This window comes from Maribacter sp. R86514 (assembly GCF_044597005.1).
Lineage (GTDB): Bacteria > Bacteroidota > Bacteroidia > Flavobacteriales > Flavobacteriaceae > Maribacter.
In genome coordinates this window covers 3,091,187-3,110,505 of the sequence record NZ_CP138999.1, presented here as the reverse complement: position 1 = coordinate 3,110,505, position 19,319 = coordinate 3,091,187, and the positions used below count along the sequence as shown (strand labels likewise).

Genomic DNA, 19,319 nt, shown 5'->3' with positions numbered 1-19,319 from the left:
AGCTGATCAAAGTAGTGATTATTGCTCATATATTTCACTTAAGAAACGGTAAAAACTAAATTTCTAAGTTTATCTTTGTTTAGATGGCCAAAAAGAAAGTCAAAAAAAGAAAGGAAATAAAAAGAAAACTTCTTCATAAGTATCGTTTGGTAATACTAAACGAAAGTACTTTTGAAGAGAAAATATCTTTTAAGTTAAGTAGACTTAATGTATTTGTAACGGGATCTTTATTCATGATTACCTTAATAGGGCTTACCACACTACTTATTGCCTTTACGCCATTGCGGGAATATATACCGGGCTATTCATCTACTAGATTAAAAAAAGAGGCTACAGAACTTACCTATAAAACAGATTCTTTGGTTAGAACCCTAAATTATACCAATAGGTATTTAGATAATATTCGTATGGTATTAAAAGGTGATATTGAAAATAACGTTGTCAATAGAGATTCTCTTTTTCAACAATTTAAATTGGATCCCGCTTCTGTAGATTTAAATCCCATAAAAGAAGATTCGTTGTTACGTGCAGAGGTTGCTCTTGAAGATAAATATAACTTGTTCGAAAGAACCATTGATAAGAAGAATTTGGTGTTGTTTACTCCCGTTTCAGGTTCGGTCTCCATGGGCTTCAATCCTAATGAAAAACATTATGCAGTAGATATCACTGCAAAAACCGATAGTCCGGTAAAGGCAGTTGCAAACGGTACGGTCATTTTTTCTGAATGGACGGCAGATACCGGGTATGTAATTATAATTGAACATGAAGGCGGATTGTTAAGTGTGTATAAACACAATGGTTCTTTGTCCAAATATCAAGGTAATATTGTGAGAGGCGGTGAAGTAATAGCTGCAGTCGGTAATACCGGTGAATTGACTACAGGACCACATCTGCATTTTGAAATTTGGGACAACGGAACACCTATTGATCCTTTAAATTATATAGATTTTAATTAGAACAAAATGTCTTTAAAGACCATTGCTGCCAAAATATTTGCACACCGTATCGCTAAACGAACCTATAGGTGGGTCAGTAATCCTATTGAAACCCAAGAAAAAGTTTTTAATAAACTTATTGCTAAAGGCAGCGAAACAAAATTCGGTAAAGATCACAATTTCAAAACAGTAAAAACACATAACGATTTTATAGCTCAGGTTCCTATTAGAGATTACGAAGAACTCAAGGATTATGTGAATTTATCGGTCGCTGGGCAAGAAGATATTCTATGGCCGGGAAAACCATTATACTTTGCGAAAACCTCTGGTACTACTTCTGGAGCAAAATATATTCCCATTACAGAAGGTAGTATTAAAGAACAAGTAAAAGCATCTAGAAATGCCATTCTTAATTACATACATGAAAGTGGTAATGCAGATTTTGTAACCGGTAAAATGATATTTTTACAGGGCAGCCCTGTTCTAACAGAGAAAAACGGAGTAAAACTGGGTCGGCTTTCTGGTATTTCGGCACATTATGTTCCTAATTATTTACAGAAAAATAGAATGCCAAGTTGGGAAACCAATTGTATTGAGGATTGGGAAACTAAAGTGAATGCCATTGTAGAAGAAACCAAGAATGAAGATATGACGGTAATTGCCGGCATACCATCATGGGTTCAGATGTATTTCGAGAAATTAAAGGAAAATACCAATGAGTATGTAGGTGATTTGTTCAAGAATTTTGAGTTATTTATTTATGGTGGAGTCAATTATGAACCATATAGAAAGAAGTTTGAATCATTAATTGGTCGTAAAGTAGCAAGTATAGAATTGTTTCCGGCAAGTGAAGGTTTCTTTGCCTATCAGAATTCTCAAACCGAAAAAGGAATGTTGCTGCTTTTAGATGCAGGAATATTTTATGAGTTTGTAAGATCAGATGAATTTTTTGACGAGCATCCAAAAAGAATCACTTTAAAAGATGTTGAGATAGGCGTTGATTATGTGATGATTATTACCACAAATGCTGGGTTATGGGCATATAACCTAGGTGATACCATTCGGTTTATTTCTACTTTTCCTTTTAAAATAGTAGTATCTGGGCGTATAAAACATTTTATTTCTGCTTTTGGGGAACACGTTATTGCCAAAGAAGTAGAAGAGGCTATGTTGGTAGCTACAAAGGCTACTGATGCTAGTGTAAATGAATTTACGGTGGCACCACAAATTACTCCACAAGAAAATGAATTGCCATATCACGAGTGGTTTATAGAATTTGAGAAACTACCGTCTGATATGGCGCTATTTATACAAGAACTAGATTCGGCACTTCAAAAACAAAATAGTTATTATTATGACCTTATTGTAGGTAAGGTGTTACAAACTTTAAAAGTAACCGCTGTGAAAAGTGGCGGGTTTTTAGAGTATATGAAATCTATAGGTAAGCTTGGTGGACAAAACAAAGTTCAGCGGCTATCTAACGACCGAAAAGTCGTTGAGGGTCTGTCAAAATATAAGGCTGATAACAACTAGCTTTTAAATAACAAATTATAAATCGTAATTTCGTTTGAAATCATAAATGGGAAAAGCAATTACAACAACAAGAGCGCAAGAGTCTACAAATGCCATAGAACGCATGTATATTACTATGCGTCATCTTTTTAATAGAGGTTTTTATAAGCCAAACGGAGTTTCAGGTGAAGCATTGAAAAATGCCTTACTGCAACTAAGACCAGAGATATATGGTTCTGTAGGAGAAGAGAAAGCTGAATTAAACGGACTTATATATGTTTTAGAAAGATTACCTGAAGGAATAGAACAATGTTCATTCATAAATTTAACTTCAGATGAAGGGTATGGTATTTCTCATATTAACCCAATTATTCCGCCTAAAAGAAGAAGAAACTGCTATCGTATTGATGATGAGCAGATGAATATTGAAATCACTAGAGGTCGTTCAGACATTTATGATATTCTAACACATCTTACTTTCCTATTCATTGAATCTGAAAAAATATGTAAACGTGTTTTAATTACGGATACAGAAAAAACTATAAGAGACTGGGAAAAACTTGAAGCTGCGGTTAAAAAAGAAGAATTAACACAGGCCGAGAGAGAAATTGCACTTATACATACAGCTAACATTTTGGGTAGGTCTTTTGAAGAAATTTTAGAGGTTTATAAAAAGTTCAGTTCCAAAAATAACCCAGATAGATTTTTGAATGTAATCTATTGGTTAGGTAAACTAGCGTTGGACGAAGAAATCTCTGGTGAAAAAAGAGCGGTTACATTTAGTGCTTTACTAAGAGAACGCTTAGGACATCATATTCATGGAGAACGTTGGGCAAATAACATTAAGGAGGTTTTAACCAAAAACAACCTAATGCATAGGCCAATTCATATTATCTCTGCGAATATGCATAGTGTTATGAATTCGCTTTTTGCCAAAGCAGCTCTTAAAAAGGAGTTCCCAAATACAGATTCATTAGAAATCTATGAAGCGCTTAGTAGCTCTGGTAATGCAGCGCTAAGAAAGAAAGTGACGGAATTGGCAGAGAAAAATGGTATGATCATTATGGATGATACCTCAGGAACAAATATAGATGTACAGATTTTTGATACCGCAAAAATCAAAATCAATAATTGCTCGTATGAATTTTCTGAGGAGGAGCTTGATAATAAACCTGTTATATTTGTAATGGATTACGCATTTGGCGAGCAAGCATATGAGACAATTGATGAGCTGTTGAAGCCATATATAACTAATAAGAACAATACCTCTTTAATCAATGTAGATTCCGTTTCAATAATGGGAAAAGCTGGTATTTTGGAAGGTGGAAAAGGAGATTTAATGATTCCTTCAGCACATATTTTTGAGGGGACGGCAGATAATTATCCTTTTAAAAATGAATTGTGTGCCAAAGACTTTGAAGGTTACGGTTTAGAGGTTTTTGAAGGTACGATGGTAACTGTTTTAGGAACCTCGCTTCAGAATAAAGATATTCTTAAGTTCTTTCATAAATCAACTTGGAATGTAATCGGTTTAGAGATGGAAGGTGTGCATTACCAAAAAGCAATACAGTCTGCATCAAAAATCAGAAAGAGTATAGGTGAAAACGTGAAAGTACGTTATGCGTATTATGCATCGGATAACCCTTTAGAAACAGGAAGTACATTAGCATCTGGAGGATTGGGAACAACAGGAGTAAAACCTACATACCTTATTACAGATAAAATTTTAAAGCAAATATTTAATTCATAAAATGGCAAGCAATCAATCACCATCAACTCAGAACAATTCCGATGAAATTGATTTGGGGCAGTTATTTCAATTAATAGGAAGGGGCTTCAATGCTATTTTTCGTTGGATTTTAAGAGTATTCCTATACCTTAAAAAGAATATTCTCTTACTTATCGGTCTAGTAGTTGTTGGACTTGCAATTGGTTATGGTTTAAACCAAATTATATCAAAAAAGTATAAAACCGAGGTGATTGTAAAACCTCAAATTGAAAGTAAAAATTACTTGTATGATGTAGTGAGCGAAATTCAATCTAATATAAAATCAAAGGACACTTTATTTTTTAATTCTATAGGTGTTGAAAATATCGATTTCAAGGGGTTAAACATTGAAATTAATAGAGTTGTTGAAATAGGTAATGCAGAGAGTGATCTTAAATATTTAGAATTACTTCAAAGTTTTGAGAATACCGATGCTATTTCAGATATCGTAAGGGCAGAATTACAGAATAAGAGCTCGTTTAATCATAGAATTACCTTCTATTATAAGGATACAGCTTTTGGAAAACAATTTGCAGAACAAATATTGAATTACATCAATACTAACGCATACTTCAACGGTCTCTTAGAGGTCTATAAGAGCAATGCAGCGGCTAGAATAAAGGAGGATGAAAAATTGTTGGAGCAAGTTGATCAAATTATTACTAATTATACAAAGGGATTAGTAAATAATGGGAGTTCTTCTTCAAATGATAAAATTGTTTTAGACAATCAAGAGCAAGTCAATATAGCTGATATTTTTCAATACAAAACAGGACTGATTAGAGATATTGAAACTAAGAAATTAGAACTAGAGGAGCGTAAAGAACCGGTCAGTATAATTAATTTGGGGCAACCTCAAGTTGAACAAAAGTCGTTCTTTGGTAAAAGTATTGTGTTGATTCCCGTAATATTTGTTTCTGTCTTTTTCATACTATCTGCACTGGTTTATTTAAATAGAAAAGCAAAATCTATAGCTTAGTTTATGTTGGACCACCATTCTAATAATACCATACTAATTACTGGTGGCGCTGGTTTTATAGGAAGCAACTTTATACCCTTCTTTTTAAATAAAAACCCAAGTGTCAAAGTCGTAAATTTAGATGTATTAACCTACGCCGGTAATTTGGGTAATCTAAAGGAAGTTGAGAAACACCCAAATTACACATTTAAAAGAGGTGATATCTGCGATAATGTTTTGGTAGGGCATTTATTTGAGGAATATGGAATTAGCGGAGTTATAAATTTCGCTGCAGAATCTCATGTAGATAATTCAATAAATTCTCCAAGGCAATTCATAAAAACAAATATTGAGGGTACTTTTAATTTATTAGAGACAGCTAGAAAATATTGGAATCGGAAGAATTATAGATTTCATCACATTTCTACTGATGAGGTGTATGGTTCATTAGGGGAAGATGGTTTTTTTACAGAGACATCAAATTATCAACCAAATAGCCCTTACAGCGCATCTAAAGCATCTTCAGATTTTTTGGTTAGAAGCTATCACAATACATATGGAATGAACGTAGTAACCAGTAACTGTTCAAATAATTATGGACCAAAACAACATGATGAAAAATTGATTCCCACGATTATTAGGTCAGCCATCAATGGTGTAAAGATTCCTATATATGGAAATGGAAAAAATATAAGGGATTGGTTATTTGTTAATGATCATTGTGTAGGTATCGACGATATTTATCATAAAGGAAAAGCAGGAGAAACTTATTTATTAGGAGGTAATAATGAATATGATAACCTAACAATAGCAAATAAAATATGTGATATTTTAGATGTAAAACTTCCAAAGAATAATGGTAGTTATCATGATCAAATTCAATTTGTTGAGGATCGTTTAGGACACGATTTCAGATATGCAATTGATGCGTCAAAGGTTTCAAAAGAGCTAAGTTGGAATGCCAATGAAAGCTTTGATACTGGCCTAGAAAAAACTGTAGACTGGTATTTAAAAAAATATCAACTTTAATATATGAAAGGAATCATACTTGCAGGTGGTACCGGATCACGTTTATGGCCATTAACAAAGGCTTTAAGTAAGCAGCTCATGCCTATTTATGATAAACCAATGATATATTACCCCTTGTCTACTTTAATGACAACAGGTATTCGCGAAATTTTAATCATTACTACTCCCGAAGATTTACCTTTATTTAAAAAGTTACTTTCAGACGGCAGTCAGTTAGGTTGTAGATTTGAATATGCCGTTCAAAAAGAACCTAAAGGATTAGCGGAAGCATTCATTATAGGTAAAGATTTTATTGGCTCTAGTAAGGTTGCCTTAATTTTAGGGGATAATATTTTTTATGGTAATGGTCTTGAGAGATTATTAAAAGAAAATTATAAGCCAGACGGAGGTATTATATATGGGTATCACGTAAATAACCCAAAGAGATATGGGGTAGTTGAATTTGATAATGACGGAAAGGCTATTTCAATTGTTGAAAAACCAGAAACACCGAAATCTAATTATGCTATACCAGGAATCTATTTTTATGACAATGAAGTAATTGAAATTGCTGAAAACATAGATCCAAGTAGCAGAGGAGAATTAGAAATTACAGATGTTAATATTGCTTACCTAAAAAAGGAAAGGCTACAAGTAAGTGTTCTTGATAAGGGAATTGCATGGCTTGATACCGGTACATTCAGTTCTCTAATGCAAGCTTCTCAATTTGTTCAGGTAATAGAAGAGAGACAAGGATTAAAAATTGGTTGTATAGAAGAAGTAGCTTTTACACAAGGTTTTATTGATGCAAAGCAACTTGAAAAACTAGCAAAACCTTTGTTAAAGAGCGGTTATGGGGAATATTTAATGAATTTGATTAAATGAAAATAACCGAAACTAAGCTAAAGGGTTGTTTAATTCTAGAGCCTCAAATTTTTGAAGATAATAGAGGTGTCTTTTATGAGGTCTTTAAAAAAAAGGAACTTGAAAGTGTTTTAGGGTATGAAGTAGATTTTGTACAAGAGAATACATCTATCTCTAAGAAAGGAGTTTTAAGAGGCTTACATTTTCAAACAGGAGATAGCGCGCAAGCAAAGTTAGTTTCAGTACAAAATGGTGAGGTAGTTGATGTTATCGTTGATGTTAGGTCAGATAGCGCATCATACGGACAACACATTAAGATAAACTTATCTGAGACAAATAAAAAAAGTATTTTTATACCAAAAGGTATGGCTCACGGATTTTTAGCTCTTACCGATCAAGTGGTGTTCAATTATTTATGTGATGACTATTATAACCCTAAAGAAGAGTCGGGCATTATATATAATGATCCTGATTTGGCTATAGATTGGAATTACCCTTTGTCAGAATTAATAGTGTCAGAAAAAGACCTGTTATTACCGACTTTTAAAAATTTAATGCAATGAAGAACGTATTAGTTACAGGGGCAAATGGGCAGTTAGGTCAGTGTTTACAGAAAATTGCTCCTAACTATAAGGAGTTAACTTTTGTTTTTAAGAATTCCAAGGACTTGGATATTACAAATAAGAATCAAATGAATTCTTTTTTTGCAGAAGATGATTTTGATTATTGTATAAACTGTGCCGCCTATACAAACGTTGAGCAAGCCGAGAAAACCCCAGATATTGCTTACGAGGTCAATGCAGAAGGGGTTAAAAATTTAGCTTTAGTATGTATAGAAAATGATACATTTTTAATACATATTTCTACTGATTATGTATTTGACGGGGAGAAAAAGGAACCCTACACAGTAAATGATATACCTAATCCAATAAATGAATACGGTAAATCTAAATTGCTAGGAGAAAAATATATTGAAGAGATAATGGAAGATTATCTTATTATTAGAACTTCTTGGTTATATTCAGAATTTGGAAAGAATTTTTATACTACAATTTTGGAGAAGGCTAAGGCTGGTGAAAACCTTTTGGTAACCGATGAGCAGATTGGTTGTCCTACAAATGCCAATAATTTGGCATTGCACATAGTAGAAAAGTTAACCCAGAATAATAATTTTGGTATCGAACACTTCACAGATGGATATTCGTGTACATGGTTTGATTTTGCCAAAAAGATACTTCTAGAAAATAATTTAACTGATAAAGTCCAACTTGAGAAAGTTAAGAATTATCGTACTTTTGCAAGAAGACCTAAAAATAGTGTGCTTAACTAGCTTTTATTTTTACTTCATACATAAAAATCATACATCTTAAAATGCCCAAACAAAAGGTATTTCAAAATATTCCATATTTTTTATTATTTACCTTATCATTTTTTCCTGTAATGAAGGCGAATATTGCATCAATGATTGCAATATGTTATTTGACTACAACTTTAGTATTTTATTGGAACAATTTTAAAACTAGATTTAATGAACTAGGGTTGAAACCTTTGATTGCGAACTGTGGTTTCTATATTCTGCTAGTTATTTCAATAGGTTATTCAGATGATTATTTTATCGCATTTAAAACATTGCAAGCTAGTATACTTCTTTTGTTTTTTCCTATTATTACTCTTTACTTTTTACCTAGAATTGAGAAAAAAACAATGGAGTATTTTTCTTATGGTTTTATCATAAGTGTTTTTGTCTTATTGTTATATTTTTTCAACTTACTTGTAGACGCTTTAGAGGTTGACAGAATCTATAAACTTTCTGAAAAGGGTTTTATAGAGCAACTTAAGGCTTTAAATACTTATCCTTATGAATTTGTGCTTTCTAAAGCATTTAAACATTTAGAGGTACTTTTTGAATCACATAAAGTTTATCTGTCCCTTCAATTTCTTGTGACAATTGTTTTGTCGGTTAATTTAATAGTTAAACACAAAGTAAATAATTTAAAAAAAGTAGTCTTATTATTTTTAATATTGATATTCACGATAGCAATTATCTACACACAGGCTATAACTACTGTTTTGACGTTATTTCTTTTAGTAATCATGTTTCCTTTCTTTTATTTTAAAGGAAGCTTAAAGAAAGTTGCTTATCTATCGCTTCTAATTATTTTTGGTTTCTTTTCTTTAAATTCAGGTTTTTTTAAGACTTACTCAAATAAAAATACAACATCGGTAATAAAACTATTAAGGTCAATATCAGAAAACGATTTAGAAGAAGGCACAGATAAACGAATTTACATATATAGCTGCTCTATACATTTGATTAAAAACAATGTTATATTTGGATATGGAGTTGGAGACGTTCAAAATGAATTAAATAATTGCTATCAAGAAAACGACTATGTTGTTGCGGAATATGAGTCGGTAGGTTCTAATATTAATTCTCACAACTATTATTTAAATCTGTGGTTAGCGGGAGGGATTATTACACTGCTTTTCTTTTTATTTATGCTAGTTACTAACTTACAAATTGCAATTAAATCGAATAGTTTTTGCTATGGTTTTTTTCTGTTAATATTTACAATCGGTCTTTTAACAGAAAATATACTAGTTAGAATGTCTGGTGTTTTCTTGTTTGTTATTCTTAACTCTCTTTTTCATTCAATAAACCATATAAATGACGAAAGAGAAAACTGAGTTAAAACCAAAGAGCCTTGCTAAAGGCTCTATTATTTATGGAATTGGTAATATTGGTACTTTGGTAATCAACTTTTTTTTGGTTCCATTATACACCTTTTATCTTACAAATGAAGAATTAGGATACTTTGATCTTGTTGCCTCATCTTTAATTTTATTTGCACCAATCTTTTTTGGTCATGTAGAACTAGCTGTAATTAGGTGGACTCTTTCTAGTAAAGACAAGGAAAATTTGACAAAGGTTGTTACCAATAGTCTTATTATATTTATCGTAGGTCTTATAATTTTCTCTATTGTCTATTTTTCAATTGACTTTTTTGTCACGTTAAAATTGGCTCCTTATGTATTTTTGTATTTCATTTCAAATTTTTTCTACATTATAGCTAAGCAAATAGTAAGAAGTGTGTATTCTTCTTCTCAATATGTTTTTACTGAGTTAACTTATATACTTATAGTACTTTTTTGCACTATTTTTTTAGTTCAAAATCATGGGTTGAAAGCTATATTTATTGCTTATGGCTTTGCTTCATTAGCATTTTTGGTTTACTTATTATTTTTGAAGATCAACAAGTATATTAGCTTTGCTTTCCTAAACTTTAATACCTGTAAAGAGCTTTTGACCTATTCTTTTCCATTAGTGTTAAATGCAATAAGCTTATGGTTAAATAATCAATCTAGTAAATATTTAATTGCAACATTTTTAACGCTAAGTGCTAACGGAATTTATGCCATAGCTTTTAAAATAGCATATGTAATTCAAATTTTTAACCGTATTTTTTATTATTCTTTTCAAGACAAGTTATATGCAGTTTTTGGGAAAGAAGGCTTTCAAGAATACTTTGCAAATACCATTAAAACATACTCTGTAATTCTTTTTTCACTTTGGTATATGATGATAGGTGTTCAACAATTAGCGTTACCATTGGTAATTGACGCTAAATTTCTAAGTGCTATGAATTATATACCGATATTAGGTTTAGGTATAGTATTTATGTCCTTGTCTTCTGTTTTAGGTATTATTTATCAATGTGTAAAAAAGAATATTAATGCTTTTAAAACTTCTTTATTATCTGGTTTAATAATTGTTTTGTTGGGGTTTTTAGTTATTCCTAAATATGATTTACTTGGTGCATCAATTGTTTTTACTTTAGGAAATTTTATGTGGTTGTTATATCGGTTTATAGATATTCAACAATTTGTAAAGGTTAAAATACCATATCAAAGATTCATATGTTACATTGTAATAGGATTATTAATTTGGTCTATTTCCATTTTTGGAACTCTTCTATCATTTATTAGTAGTTTTGTTGTTGCACTAATAATAAGTTTATTGCTCAATAAAGATATTTTCTTAAAGTATAGTTCAATTATTTATTTAAAATTTAAGCGATAATTATTCCAATATAGCAATTGAAAGTTCTATCATCCATATTACTCTGTTTACTTAGCTTGGTGTTTATTTCCTTAGAATGGTTTAATGCCGGGCTTGCATTTTCATTAATATCATATGGGATTCTATTATATTATACAATGAAGTCTGCAGGAGTAAACTCTGTTCTATTTTTATTTATGATTTTATTTGGCTTATACGGGTATAGTGTGCCAATATCTGTGTTTTTTGAAGCTGATATTGGCTGGCATAGGGTAGCAAAACTTTCTACATGGCAAAGTGTAGATTTTACCCTTTTTTCTTTCATGTTATCTAACCAATTGGCATTATTGGCTATAGCTTTATTATATCTGTTCTTTATAAAAAGAAGAACAATGAATATTTCGAATTCGGATTATAAGGAACCTAAATTCAGTTATTTCTACTTTGCTATAATTGCAGGGTTGTTTGCAAGTATAAGTGAGGCTCTAAATTTTCTTAGAGTAGGAGGTTTTAGTGCAATTAGTAACGGAAAGGCTTATTATCAAGGTGCGGTAAATGATTTGGTATTGAACATACCCTACGAAGGTTTTCTATATATTTCAATTGGGCTTTTTGCAATGTTTTTTGCTTCCTTAGGTAGGTCGATGGATAAATATTTGATATATCTGCCAATATATTTAACCAGTATATTTTTTGTTCTATTTACTAACTTATTAATAGGCGAACGAGGTCTTTTAGTAGTTGCAATGGTAATTTTCTTTTTGGGATTAACAATTAAGACTAGAATTACAAAAGTTAAATTTATTTATTTTGTTTTAATAGGTTTTCTCTACGTAGCGTTTAGTTTTCTAACGTTATTGAGGGAAGATAGAATTAAATACGAAGGTTTTACAAAGTTCATTACTACCTATGAGACTACTTTACTTCGAATTATGAATCCTGCAAATACTGAGTTTGGAGCACCTGCTTTAAATTACAGGATTTTTATGGATTTAAAAGATCCAGATTATAATTATAAATTTGGAGCAACTTATTTAGAGATAACTACAGCTTTCATACCTGTTTATATTTATCCAAATAAACCTATTGGTATTGTTTATGAATTTAGGAATACTTATTTTCCAGAACGCAGAAAACAAGGAAGTACTGCGGGTACAGGATTTTCCTCTCTAATGGAGGCTTATATGAATTTTGGGTATTTTGGACCGTTTGTAGCCTATTTGTTTTTTCTTTTTGTTCTAATTTACTTAGAGAGTAAGAGAGCTAATGACAATATTTTTGTAAATCTATTTTATTTACTTTCTTTTAATGTTTTTCTTATTTTTTCTAGGTCTTCATCACAATATATTCTGCAAACAGCTATATTTTACCTAGTACAAATTGCGGTTGTAGTGATTGTTTATAAGATTTTGCCTAAAAAAGTACTTGCAACTTTAAAATTTGATAAATGAAACGTTTGAAAATTTGTTTTTTCATACCCTTTTTTCCTTTTACTAAAGGAGGAGCTGAATATCAATCTAAGCTTATAGCTCTAGAACTATCAAATTTAGGACATGATGTCTTTTTTATTTCTCAGGGATTAAAAAATGGTCAAGTAATACATGAAGATGGATTCAAAATTCATGGGGTAGAGGTGATATCAAACGTTAAAGAAAAAGTTACTTTATATAAAGATTTTTCGAAAACCTTCAAGAAGATTATTTTGGTAGAAAACCCAGATATTGTATACCAAAGAATTTTAAACACGTTCTCTTATAGAATTTCTACAATAGCAAATAAGCTCAATATACCTTATGTATTACATATTGCGGACAATTATTCAATTGAATTTAAAGGTGTAAAAGGTTTTTTCAAGAAACAGTTGTTCAAAAGCATATTACAGAATAATGTTGCAATAATTACTCAGACAAATTATCAATATTCAATTATTAAGGAATTAGCCCAAAATAATTTGTTAATCAAGGTGCCAAATATGCATCCTATAATTTTAAACGAGGTAATTACTAAACAAAAAAATGAAATTCTATGGATTGGTAATGCAAGACCTGTTAAGCAATTGGAATTGTATTTGGAATTGGCTAAGAGCTATGAAAATTCAAATTATCTATTCAAAGTAGTTGGAAATTTGCCAAATACTGCATATGGACAGCAACTACAAAAAATAATAGATGAAAGCACTAATGTAGAGTACTTTGGAGAACAGGAGAATACTTTTATAAACAAAGAACTTTCAAGTGTAGGATTATTAATTAACACTTCTGTTTCTGAAGGCTTTTCAAATACCTTTATTCAAGCTTGGATGTCCGGAACACCTGTACTATCATTAAATTCTGATCCAGATGGTATTATAGAACAATTTAATTTAGGAGTTAACTGTAATGGTGATACTTCTAAATTATTTATTGAAATGAAGATTATTTTGGATTCTGATAGATATTTAGAAACATGTAAAAACGCATTAAAAGTCTCTAATGAACTTTTTTCACTTCAGAAAAACGTTAAATTAATTGAAAATCTATTTAAAGATATTTTAAGAGAAAACTAATGGACAAAAAGGTTGGTAAAAAGATATTGTGGACGCATAATTTTAAGAATGAACCTGGTGCAGGTGGCGTTTGGATGTTCAATCAATACGAGTACTTAAAAGATGATGTGGATTTATATTATTTAGATAGACTTAGAAACCCCTTTCAATTTATTAAGCATTTCTTTGCCTTAAGAAAGTTGTCTAAAAATTATGATATAATACATGCCCAATATGGCTCTGCTGTAGGTTTTTTAACTAGTTATACTAAAGCTTGTAAAATATTATCGCTAAAAGGTTCTGATTGGTACACTGCTCCTAATCCTTCTGTTCTTCATAAAATTAGGATTCTTGTAGGGGGTATTTTTACAAAATGGTCTATTAGAAGATTTGATCATATAATAGTAATGTCAGATAATATGAAAAGTTTGGTACTTCAGCAGTATCCTAGTAAACACGTTGAAACTATTGTAGACCCGATCGATTTAAAAAGATTTCCTAAACAGAAAGAAAATGAAAAAGAAAAAAATAGTATAAAAAAGGTGCTATTTGCTTCAGTAAATAAGAATAATCCCATAAAACGATTTGATTTGGCAAAAGAAAGTTTCGATATTTTGAATACTGATTTTCCAAACACAGAGTTGGTCGTGATGAGTAATATTGCTCATGATAAAGTTTGCGATTTTATGAAGGGCATGGACGTGTTATTACTTACTTCAACTCATGAGGGTTGGCCCAATGTAGTAAAGGAAATGCTTGCTTTAAATAAACCATTTGTAAGTACCAATGTAAGTGACTTAGACAAAATTGCTAGCCAAACAAAATCTTGTTTTGTATGTAAAGATGATCCAATAGAATTATCAGAAGCTTTAAAGAAATCATTATTGGCTCCTAAGGAAGATTTGAGAAGGTTTGTACTTAATTTCAGTATGGATAACAGCATAAGCTCTTATAAAAGAATTTATAATAAATATCTTTAAAATTCTTACTTTAAATATGAATGAAACAGTTTCAATAATTACTCCTGTATATAATTCAGAAAAGTTTATTAATCAATGTATTGATTCTGTTTTAGCCCAGAATTATACTGATTGGGAATTAATTTTAAGTGATGATTGTTCTACAGATTCTAGTGTAGAAATCATTCATGAATATCTTATGAGGGATAAACGAATAAAATTGATTCAAAGTGTAACTAATAACGGAGCTGGCATTGCTAGAAATCAGGCTATTAAACAAGCTGCCGGAAGATATATAGCTTTTTTAGACTGTGATGACTTTTGGCATGAACAAAAGCTCTCAAAACAGTTAGAATATATAAGGAAAAACAATTTAGAATTAGTTTTTAGCCAATACTATGTTGTTGAAGGTGATTCAAATTTACCAAACTTTAAGATTTGTTCACCTAAAACAGTTACTTATAGAAGAATGTTGTGTAATGATTATATAGGTTTTCTTACTTTATTATACGATACAAAGAGAATAGGTAAAATTTTAATGCCAGAAATTAGAAGAAGGCAAGATTGGGCCTATAAATTAAAGTTGCTCAAGAGTCTAAAAATTGCCCATGGTATTCAAGAACCTCTAGCTTTTTATCGAATTGGCAATTCATCTTTGAGTAGTAATAAGATAAAGTTATTAAAGTATAATTTTAAAATTTACCATGAAGAACTGGGTTATTCATGGTTGAACTCTATTTTAAGGATGATAAATTTTTTAGTTCATTATTTTTATTATAAAGCAGTTTCAAAGAAAAAGGTCAATTATCAACACACTTCTTCATAAAATCCTACTTTTGTATAAAACCATATAACATTGTTTTTCTTAGAAACCGCTATTTCTGTATTTATAGGTAGTTTTTTGCTTACATATCTTACAATACCAAAGATTATCAAAATCGTTGAGTATAAACGACTTATGGATGATCCTAACAAACGAAGTTCTCATTCTTCGAAAACCCCAACCCTAGGAGGTGTATCCTTTTACTATACTTTAGTATTTGTTCTATTTTTTATTCATGGTAGAGACTTAATGGACGAAGCAATTTATATTATACCTGGTTTAACCATTTTGTTTATGACTGGACTTAAAGATGATTTAGTGGTTATTTCACCAGGAGCAAAATTAATCGCTCAGGTCATTGCAGTTGCTTTTATATTAGTTAATCCTAGTTTTACTATTCATTCTTTCAATGGTTTTTTAAACGTATATGAGATTCCTTATTATCTTTATTTGATAATTGCTGGTTTTATTATGGTAACAATTATAAATTCCTACAACTTGATTGATGGGATTGATGGTTTAGCTTCTATAGTCGGTATAGTTATATTGATGATTTATACAACGATCTTTTATACTACAGGAGAGTTTTTTTTTGCTTTAATTAGTATTTCATTGAACGCATGTTTATTGGCATTTTTTGGATTCAATATTTCTTCAGAGAGGAAAATTTTTATGGGAGACACTGGGTCTCTAATTGTTGGTTTTGTAATTAGTGTTTTGACATTAAAGTTCTTGGCACTTACTCCAGATGCATATGACGGTTTACCGTTTTTATTAGAGAATGCTCCTTTAATAGCGATTAGTATATTAATAGTTCCTTTGTTTGACACTGCTCGTGTTTTTGCGATAAGAATTGCTAATAAAAAAGGTCCATTTTCTCCAGACCGTAATCATACCCATCACGTTCTTATTGACTTTTGGGGATTAAGTCATAAACAAGCTAGTTTTATTATTGGATGTTTTAATTTAGTTTTTGTAGTACTCTTTATCGTTCTTGGTAGTAAGGCAGAAAATTTAGGAATGGTCATATTCTTAATTTCTGCGGTAATTATATTGGCTTACATCTTTTTTAAGTATAATTATAATTTTACAACTTTAAAACAGAAAATCCTATTAAAGAGAAAAGTAGGTCAAATTAAGTCGAGTATTGAAAATCCTAAAAAAGAAAAGTCTAAAAAAAATTCTAAAAGAGATATATAATTAGTATTTCAATAAATATTTACAAAAATGAAAAATAGTGGACATTTAAAAATCGTATACGATTATTTCAAATCCTTGTCTCCAGAGGACTTACAAAAGAAAGAGCATAGAGATTTCTCTACTAAATAAGGTTATATAAAAGCGAAAAGTAATTTTGCAAAAATTGAAAAAATGAACATTTTAATTCTAGGATCAGGTGGTCGTGAGCATACTTTTGCTTGGAAATTGGCTCAAAGTAAAAAACTTTCTAAACTATTTGTTGCACCGGGAAATGCAGGTACTGAGAAAATTGCCACTAATGTACCAATTGGTGTAAATGATTTTGAAGCTATTAAAGAATTGGTTTTAAAGGAGAACATTGAACTTATTATGGTTGGTCCTGAAGATCCTTTGGTAAATGGAATTCATGATTTCTTTTTAGGGGACGTTGAATTAAAAAATGTGGCTGTTATCGGTCCTGAAAAATTGGCGGCTACTTTAGAAGGTAGTAAAGAGTTTGCGAAGGAGTTTATGATGCGTCATCAAATACCTACCGCTCAGTATAAAAGTTTTACAGCTGAAACGGTCGAAGATGGATTTAAATTTTTGGAAGAATTAAATCCTCCTTTTGTTTTAAAAGCAGACGGATTAGCTGCCGGTAAAGGTGTGGTTATTCTCAATGACTTAAACAACGCTAAGGTTGAATTGAAATCAATGTTAGTGGACAAAAAATTTGGCGCTGCCAGTACAACTGTTGTTATAGAAGAGTTTCTTGATGGTATTGAATTAAGTGTTTTTGTGCTAACCGATGGTGATAGTTATAAAGTGCTACCAACGGCAAAAGATTACAAAAGAATAGGTGAGGGCGATACCGGACTCAATACTGGTGGTATGGGTGCTATTTCTCCGGTTCCTTTCGCTAGTAAGGCTTTTATGGATAAAATAGAGCAGCGTATTGTAAAACCTACCGTAGAAGGGCTTAAAAAGGATAATATGCCTTATAAAGGTTTTATCTTCATCGGACTTATAAAAGTTGGCGATGATCCTAAGGTTATTGAATATAACGTTAGAATGGGTGACCCGGAAACTGAAGTAGTTTTACCGCGTATTCAAAACGATATGGTAGAAATGTTAAATGCGGTTGCTGGGCAAAAACTATCAGAGGTTGATTTAAAGCTAGATGAAAGAACAGCAACAACGGTTATGACAGTATCCGGTGGGTATCCTGGTGCTTACGAGAAAGGAAAAGAAATTTCTGGTATAGATGCTATTAGCGAATCTTTGGTATTTCACGCTGGTACTAAGCTTAAAGATGGTAAAGTAGTTACTAACGGTGGTAGAGTAATGGCCATTACTTCTTTTGGTAGCGATTTTAAATCGGCACTGGCGCAATCGTATAAAAATGTACAGAAGCTTTCCTTTGAAGGAATGAACTATAGAAAAGATCTAGGTTTCGATCTTTAAGTATAAATCAATTATCGGTTTTTAATAAAAGAAACCGATAGTTGATTTAATTTGATATTATAAGTAAGAGTGAGAAGTACTTGAGGTATCTTCCTCTCCTTTATCATTGTATTTCTTCAATTCAAGCATCCAATAAACAAAAGCGACTGAACCAATCAACATAAATATCCAGTTTAAGATATTTGATAATGCCCAGCTATCTGTAAAACGCAAAAAATCTAACGGTGCAAATAGTACATTTACGAACAAATCTGCGATACCTTCAAAAAATGATTTCATCTTATTACTATATTTACCAGCAAAAATATAAAAAGCTTAGATGATTTCAAGCATTTTTGAGAAAACAAAACCGGTGAATTTCATTATTCTCTTGGTTTTTTTGTTTCTTTTCTATTGGTCGGTTCAATTTTACCTATTCGATTTATCGATAGGCAATGTAGAAATTGTCCCGTCAATCGGTATTTTGACGATTCTTCTTTTTAGTGTTTTTGTTGTTGACTTTATAGTTAAGCGTAATAAACTCACGGGTACCAATTCATTTGCTATTTTGTTTTTTACCCTGTTATTTGTTGTATTTCCAGAGACTTTAGGTGATAACAACGCTATTTTTACTAGCTTTTTTCTGCTTTTGGCCATGAGACGCCTTTTAAGCATCAAGTCTCTGAAAAATATAAAACTTAAAATTTTCGATGCCGGACTTTGGATTTGCATTTCAAGTGTATTTTATGAATGGGCTTTGTTATACTTGTTATTGGTTTTTGCAGCTATTTATATTTATGATCCAAAAAATATAAGAAACTGGCTGGTTTTATTATCTGTTGGATTCTGTTTTTTTATGATACTCTACGGTATTTTAGTGTTGTTGGATAAACCAAATTTTATTCTCGATCATTACGATTTTGCTATTGATTATAGCGCTATATTTCCTATAAAATGGTGGACTAGTTTAAAAATGACACTCTATGCCCTGTTTAATATGGCGCTGGCTTTTTCAGCATTTGTAAACCTTAGTAAATCTGGTGTTGGTAAAGTTATAACACTGCGTTTAATTGCATTTTCATTTGTAATAGGTTTAATCGTTAATATTCTTGTTACTTCAGATAATAACAATGCGGTTATGATTACCTTTTTTCCTTCTGTGGTTTTTATAGTAAATTATTTACAATCCATTAAAAAACCAAAATTTTTGGAACTGATACTGATAGCAAGTATTATGGTGCCGATCATAGTTTTTGTAACTAAACTATAGAATACATCTTTAAGCT

The 19,319-nt window shown here is 31.1% G+C and carries 18 protein-coding genes; 17 read left to right on the top strand and 1 reads right to left on the bottom strand.

The genetic code is table 11. The annotated features are described in order from the left end of the window. Positions 1-83 precede the first annotated feature (83 nt). From SJY30_RS13590 to purD, 16 genes are all read left to right on the top strand, one after another. Entirely contained in the window at positions 84-956 is an 873-nt protein-coding gene (locus SJY30_RS13590) for a M23 family metallopeptidase (RefSeq protein WP_396632696.1), read from the top strand. A gap of 6 nt (positions 957-962) precedes the next feature. Continuing rightward, positions 963-2,468 (top strand): GH3 auxin-responsive promoter family protein, encoded by a 1,506-nt coding sequence (locus SJY30_RS13585; protein WP_396632695.1) that lies wholly within the window; start codon positions 963-965, stop codon positions 2,466-2,468. 46 nt (positions 2,469-2,514) lie between these two features. Continuing rightward, positions 2,515-4,197, top strand: coding sequence for a DUF6909 family protein (locus SJY30_RS13580; RefSeq protein ID WP_396632694.1), 1,683 nt, complete (start codon positions 2,515-2,517; stop codon positions 4,195-4,197). Position 4,198: 1 nt separating this feature from the next. Next, the gene (locus SJY30_RS13575) at positions 4,199-5,194 is read left to right on the top strand and encodes a hypothetical protein (protein ID WP_396632693.1); all 996 of its coding nucleotides are present in this window, start codon (positions 4,199-4,201) and stop codon (positions 5,192-5,194) included. Positions 5,195-5,197: 3 nt separating this feature from the next. Continuing rightward, positions 5,198-6,202, top strand: a complete 1,005-nt coding sequence (gene rfbB / locus SJY30_RS13570; protein ID WP_396632692.1) for a dTDP-glucose 4,6-dehydratase — start codon at positions 5,198-5,200, stop codon at positions 6,200-6,202. Between the two features lie 3 nt (positions 6,203-6,205). Then, complete coding sequence (gene rfbA / locus SJY30_RS13565) at positions 6,206-7,066, top strand: glucose-1-phosphate thymidylyltransferase RfbA (protein WP_396632691.1); 861 nt, start codon at positions 6,206-6,208, stop codon at positions 7,064-7,066. After that, positions 7,063-7,608: a dTDP-4-dehydrorhamnose 3,5-epimerase gene (gene rfbC / locus SJY30_RS13560; RefSeq protein ID WP_396632690.1), complete on the top strand. Its 546-nt coding sequence runs from the start codon at positions 7,063-7,065 to the stop codon at positions 7,606-7,608. The genes rfbA and rfbC overlap by 4 nt, the downstream gene beginning before the upstream one ends. Continuing rightward, a complete protein-coding gene (gene rfbD / locus SJY30_RS13555) occupies positions 7,605-8,375 on the top strand; it encodes a dTDP-4-dehydrorhamnose reductase (protein WP_396632689.1) in 771 nt (256 codons plus the stop codon). The genes rfbC and rfbD overlap by 4 nt, the downstream gene beginning before the upstream one ends. A 41-nt stretch (positions 8,376-8,416) precedes the next feature. Next, the gene (locus SJY30_RS13550; protein WP_396632688.1) at positions 8,417-9,733 is read left to right on the top strand and encodes an O-antigen ligase family protein; all 1,317 of its coding nucleotides are present in this window, start codon (positions 8,417-8,419) and stop codon (positions 9,731-9,733) included. After that, positions 9,714-11,126 (top strand): lipopolysaccharide biosynthesis protein, encoded by a 1,413-nt coding sequence (locus tag SJY30_RS13545; RefSeq protein WP_396632687.1) that lies wholly within the window; start codon positions 9,714-9,716, stop codon positions 11,124-11,126. Before SJY30_RS13550 ends, SJY30_RS13545 begins: the two co-directional genes overlap by 20 nt. Before the next feature lie 17 nt (positions 11,127-11,143). Further along, complete coding sequence (locus SJY30_RS13540; protein WP_396632686.1) at positions 11,144-12,556, top strand: O-antigen polymerase; 1,413 nt, start codon at positions 11,144-11,146, stop codon at positions 12,554-12,556. Next, positions 12,553-13,650, top strand: a complete 1,098-nt coding sequence (locus tag SJY30_RS13535) for a glycosyltransferase family 4 protein (RefSeq protein WP_396632685.1) — start codon at positions 12,553-12,555, stop codon at positions 13,648-13,650. Before SJY30_RS13540 ends, SJY30_RS13535 begins: the two co-directional genes overlap by 4 nt. After that, positions 13,650-14,609, top strand: a complete 960-nt coding sequence (locus SJY30_RS13530; RefSeq protein ID WP_396632684.1) for a glycosyltransferase family 4 protein — start codon at positions 13,650-13,652, stop codon at positions 14,607-14,609. Before SJY30_RS13535 ends, SJY30_RS13530 begins: the two co-directional genes overlap by 1 nt. A gap of 16 nt (positions 14,610-14,625) precedes the next feature. Beyond that, complete coding sequence (locus SJY30_RS13525; protein ID WP_396632683.1) at positions 14,626-15,414, top strand: glycosyltransferase family 2 protein; 789 nt, start codon at positions 14,626-14,628, stop codon at positions 15,412-15,414. Between the two features lie 30 nt (positions 15,415-15,444). Next, entirely contained in the window at positions 15,445-16,611 is a 1,167-nt protein-coding gene (locus tag SJY30_RS13520) for a glycosyltransferase family 4 protein (protein ID WP_396632682.1), read from the top strand. A 171-nt stretch (positions 16,612-16,782) separates the two neighbouring features. Then, entirely contained in the window at positions 16,783-18,054 is a 1,272-nt protein-coding gene (gene purD / locus SJY30_RS13515) for a phosphoribosylamine--glycine ligase (RefSeq protein WP_396632681.1), read from the top strand. Between the two features lie 57 nt (positions 18,055-18,111). On the opposite strand, the gene SJY30_RS13510 is transcribed toward purD, so the two are convergent. Beyond that, positions 18,112-18,333 (bottom strand): uracil phosphoribosyltransferase, encoded by a 222-nt coding sequence (locus tag SJY30_RS13510; RefSeq protein ID WP_276491486.1) that lies wholly within the window; start codon positions 18,331-18,333, stop codon positions 18,112-18,114. Between the two features lie 73 nt (positions 18,334-18,406). On the opposite strand from SJY30_RS13510, the gene SJY30_RS13505 reads away from it, so the two are divergent. Then, a complete protein-coding gene (locus SJY30_RS13505; protein WP_396632680.1) occupies positions 18,407-19,303 on the top strand; it encodes a hypothetical protein in 897 nt (298 codons plus the stop codon). Positions 19,304-19,319: the final 16 nt, after the last annotated feature.

Coding starts and splice junctions, on each gene's coding strand:
- purD (WP_396632681.1), top strand. CDS start 16,783: ATGAACATTTTAATTCTAGGATCAGGTGGTCGTGAGCATACTTTTGCT.
- SJY30_RS13525 (WP_396632683.1), top strand. CDS start 14,626: ATGAATGAAACAGTTTCAATAATTACTCCTGTATATAATTCAGAAAAG.
- rfbD (WP_396632689.1), top strand. CDS start 7,605: ATGAAGAACGTATTAGTTACAGGGGCAAATGGGCAGTTAGGTCAGTGT.
- SJY30_RS13510 (WP_276491486.1), bottom strand. CDS start 18,333: ATGAAATCATTTTTTGAAGGTATCGCAGATTTGTTCGTAAATGTACTA.
- SJY30_RS13535 (WP_396632685.1), top strand. CDS start 12,553: ATGAAACGTTTGAAAATTTGTTTTTTCATACCCTTTTTTCCTTTTACT.
- rfbA (WP_396632691.1), top strand. CDS start 6,206: ATGAAAGGAATCATACTTGCAGGTGGTACCGGATCACGTTTATGGCCA.
- SJY30_RS13530 (WP_396632684.1), top strand. CDS start 13,650: ATGGACAAAAAGGTTGGTAAAAAGATATTGTGGACGCATAATTTTAAG.
- SJY30_RS13590 (WP_396632696.1), top strand. CDS start 84: ATGGCCAAAAAGAAAGTCAAAAAAAGAAAGGAAATAAAAAGAAAACTT.
- rfbC (WP_396632690.1), top strand. CDS start 7,063: ATGAAAATAACCGAAACTAAGCTAAAGGGTTGTTTAATTCTAGAGCCT.
- SJY30_RS13545 (WP_396632687.1), top strand. CDS start 9,714: ATGACGAAAGAGAAAACTGAGTTAAAACCAAAGAGCCTTGCTAAAGGC.
- SJY30_RS13585 (WP_396632695.1), top strand. CDS start 963: ATGTCTTTAAAGACCATTGCTGCCAAAATATTTGCACACCGTATCGCT.
- SJY30_RS13580 (WP_396632694.1), top strand. CDS start 2,515: ATGGGAAAAGCAATTACAACAACAAGAGCGCAAGAGTCTACAAATGCC.
- SJY30_RS13575 (WP_396632693.1), top strand. CDS start 4,199: ATGGCAAGCAATCAATCACCATCAACTCAGAACAATTCCGATGAAATT.
- rfbB (WP_396632692.1), top strand. CDS start 5,198: ATGTTGGACCACCATTCTAATAATACCATACTAATTACTGGTGGCGCT.
- SJY30_RS13550 (WP_396632688.1), top strand. CDS start 8,417: ATGCCCAAACAAAAGGTATTTCAAAATATTCCATATTTTTTATTATTT.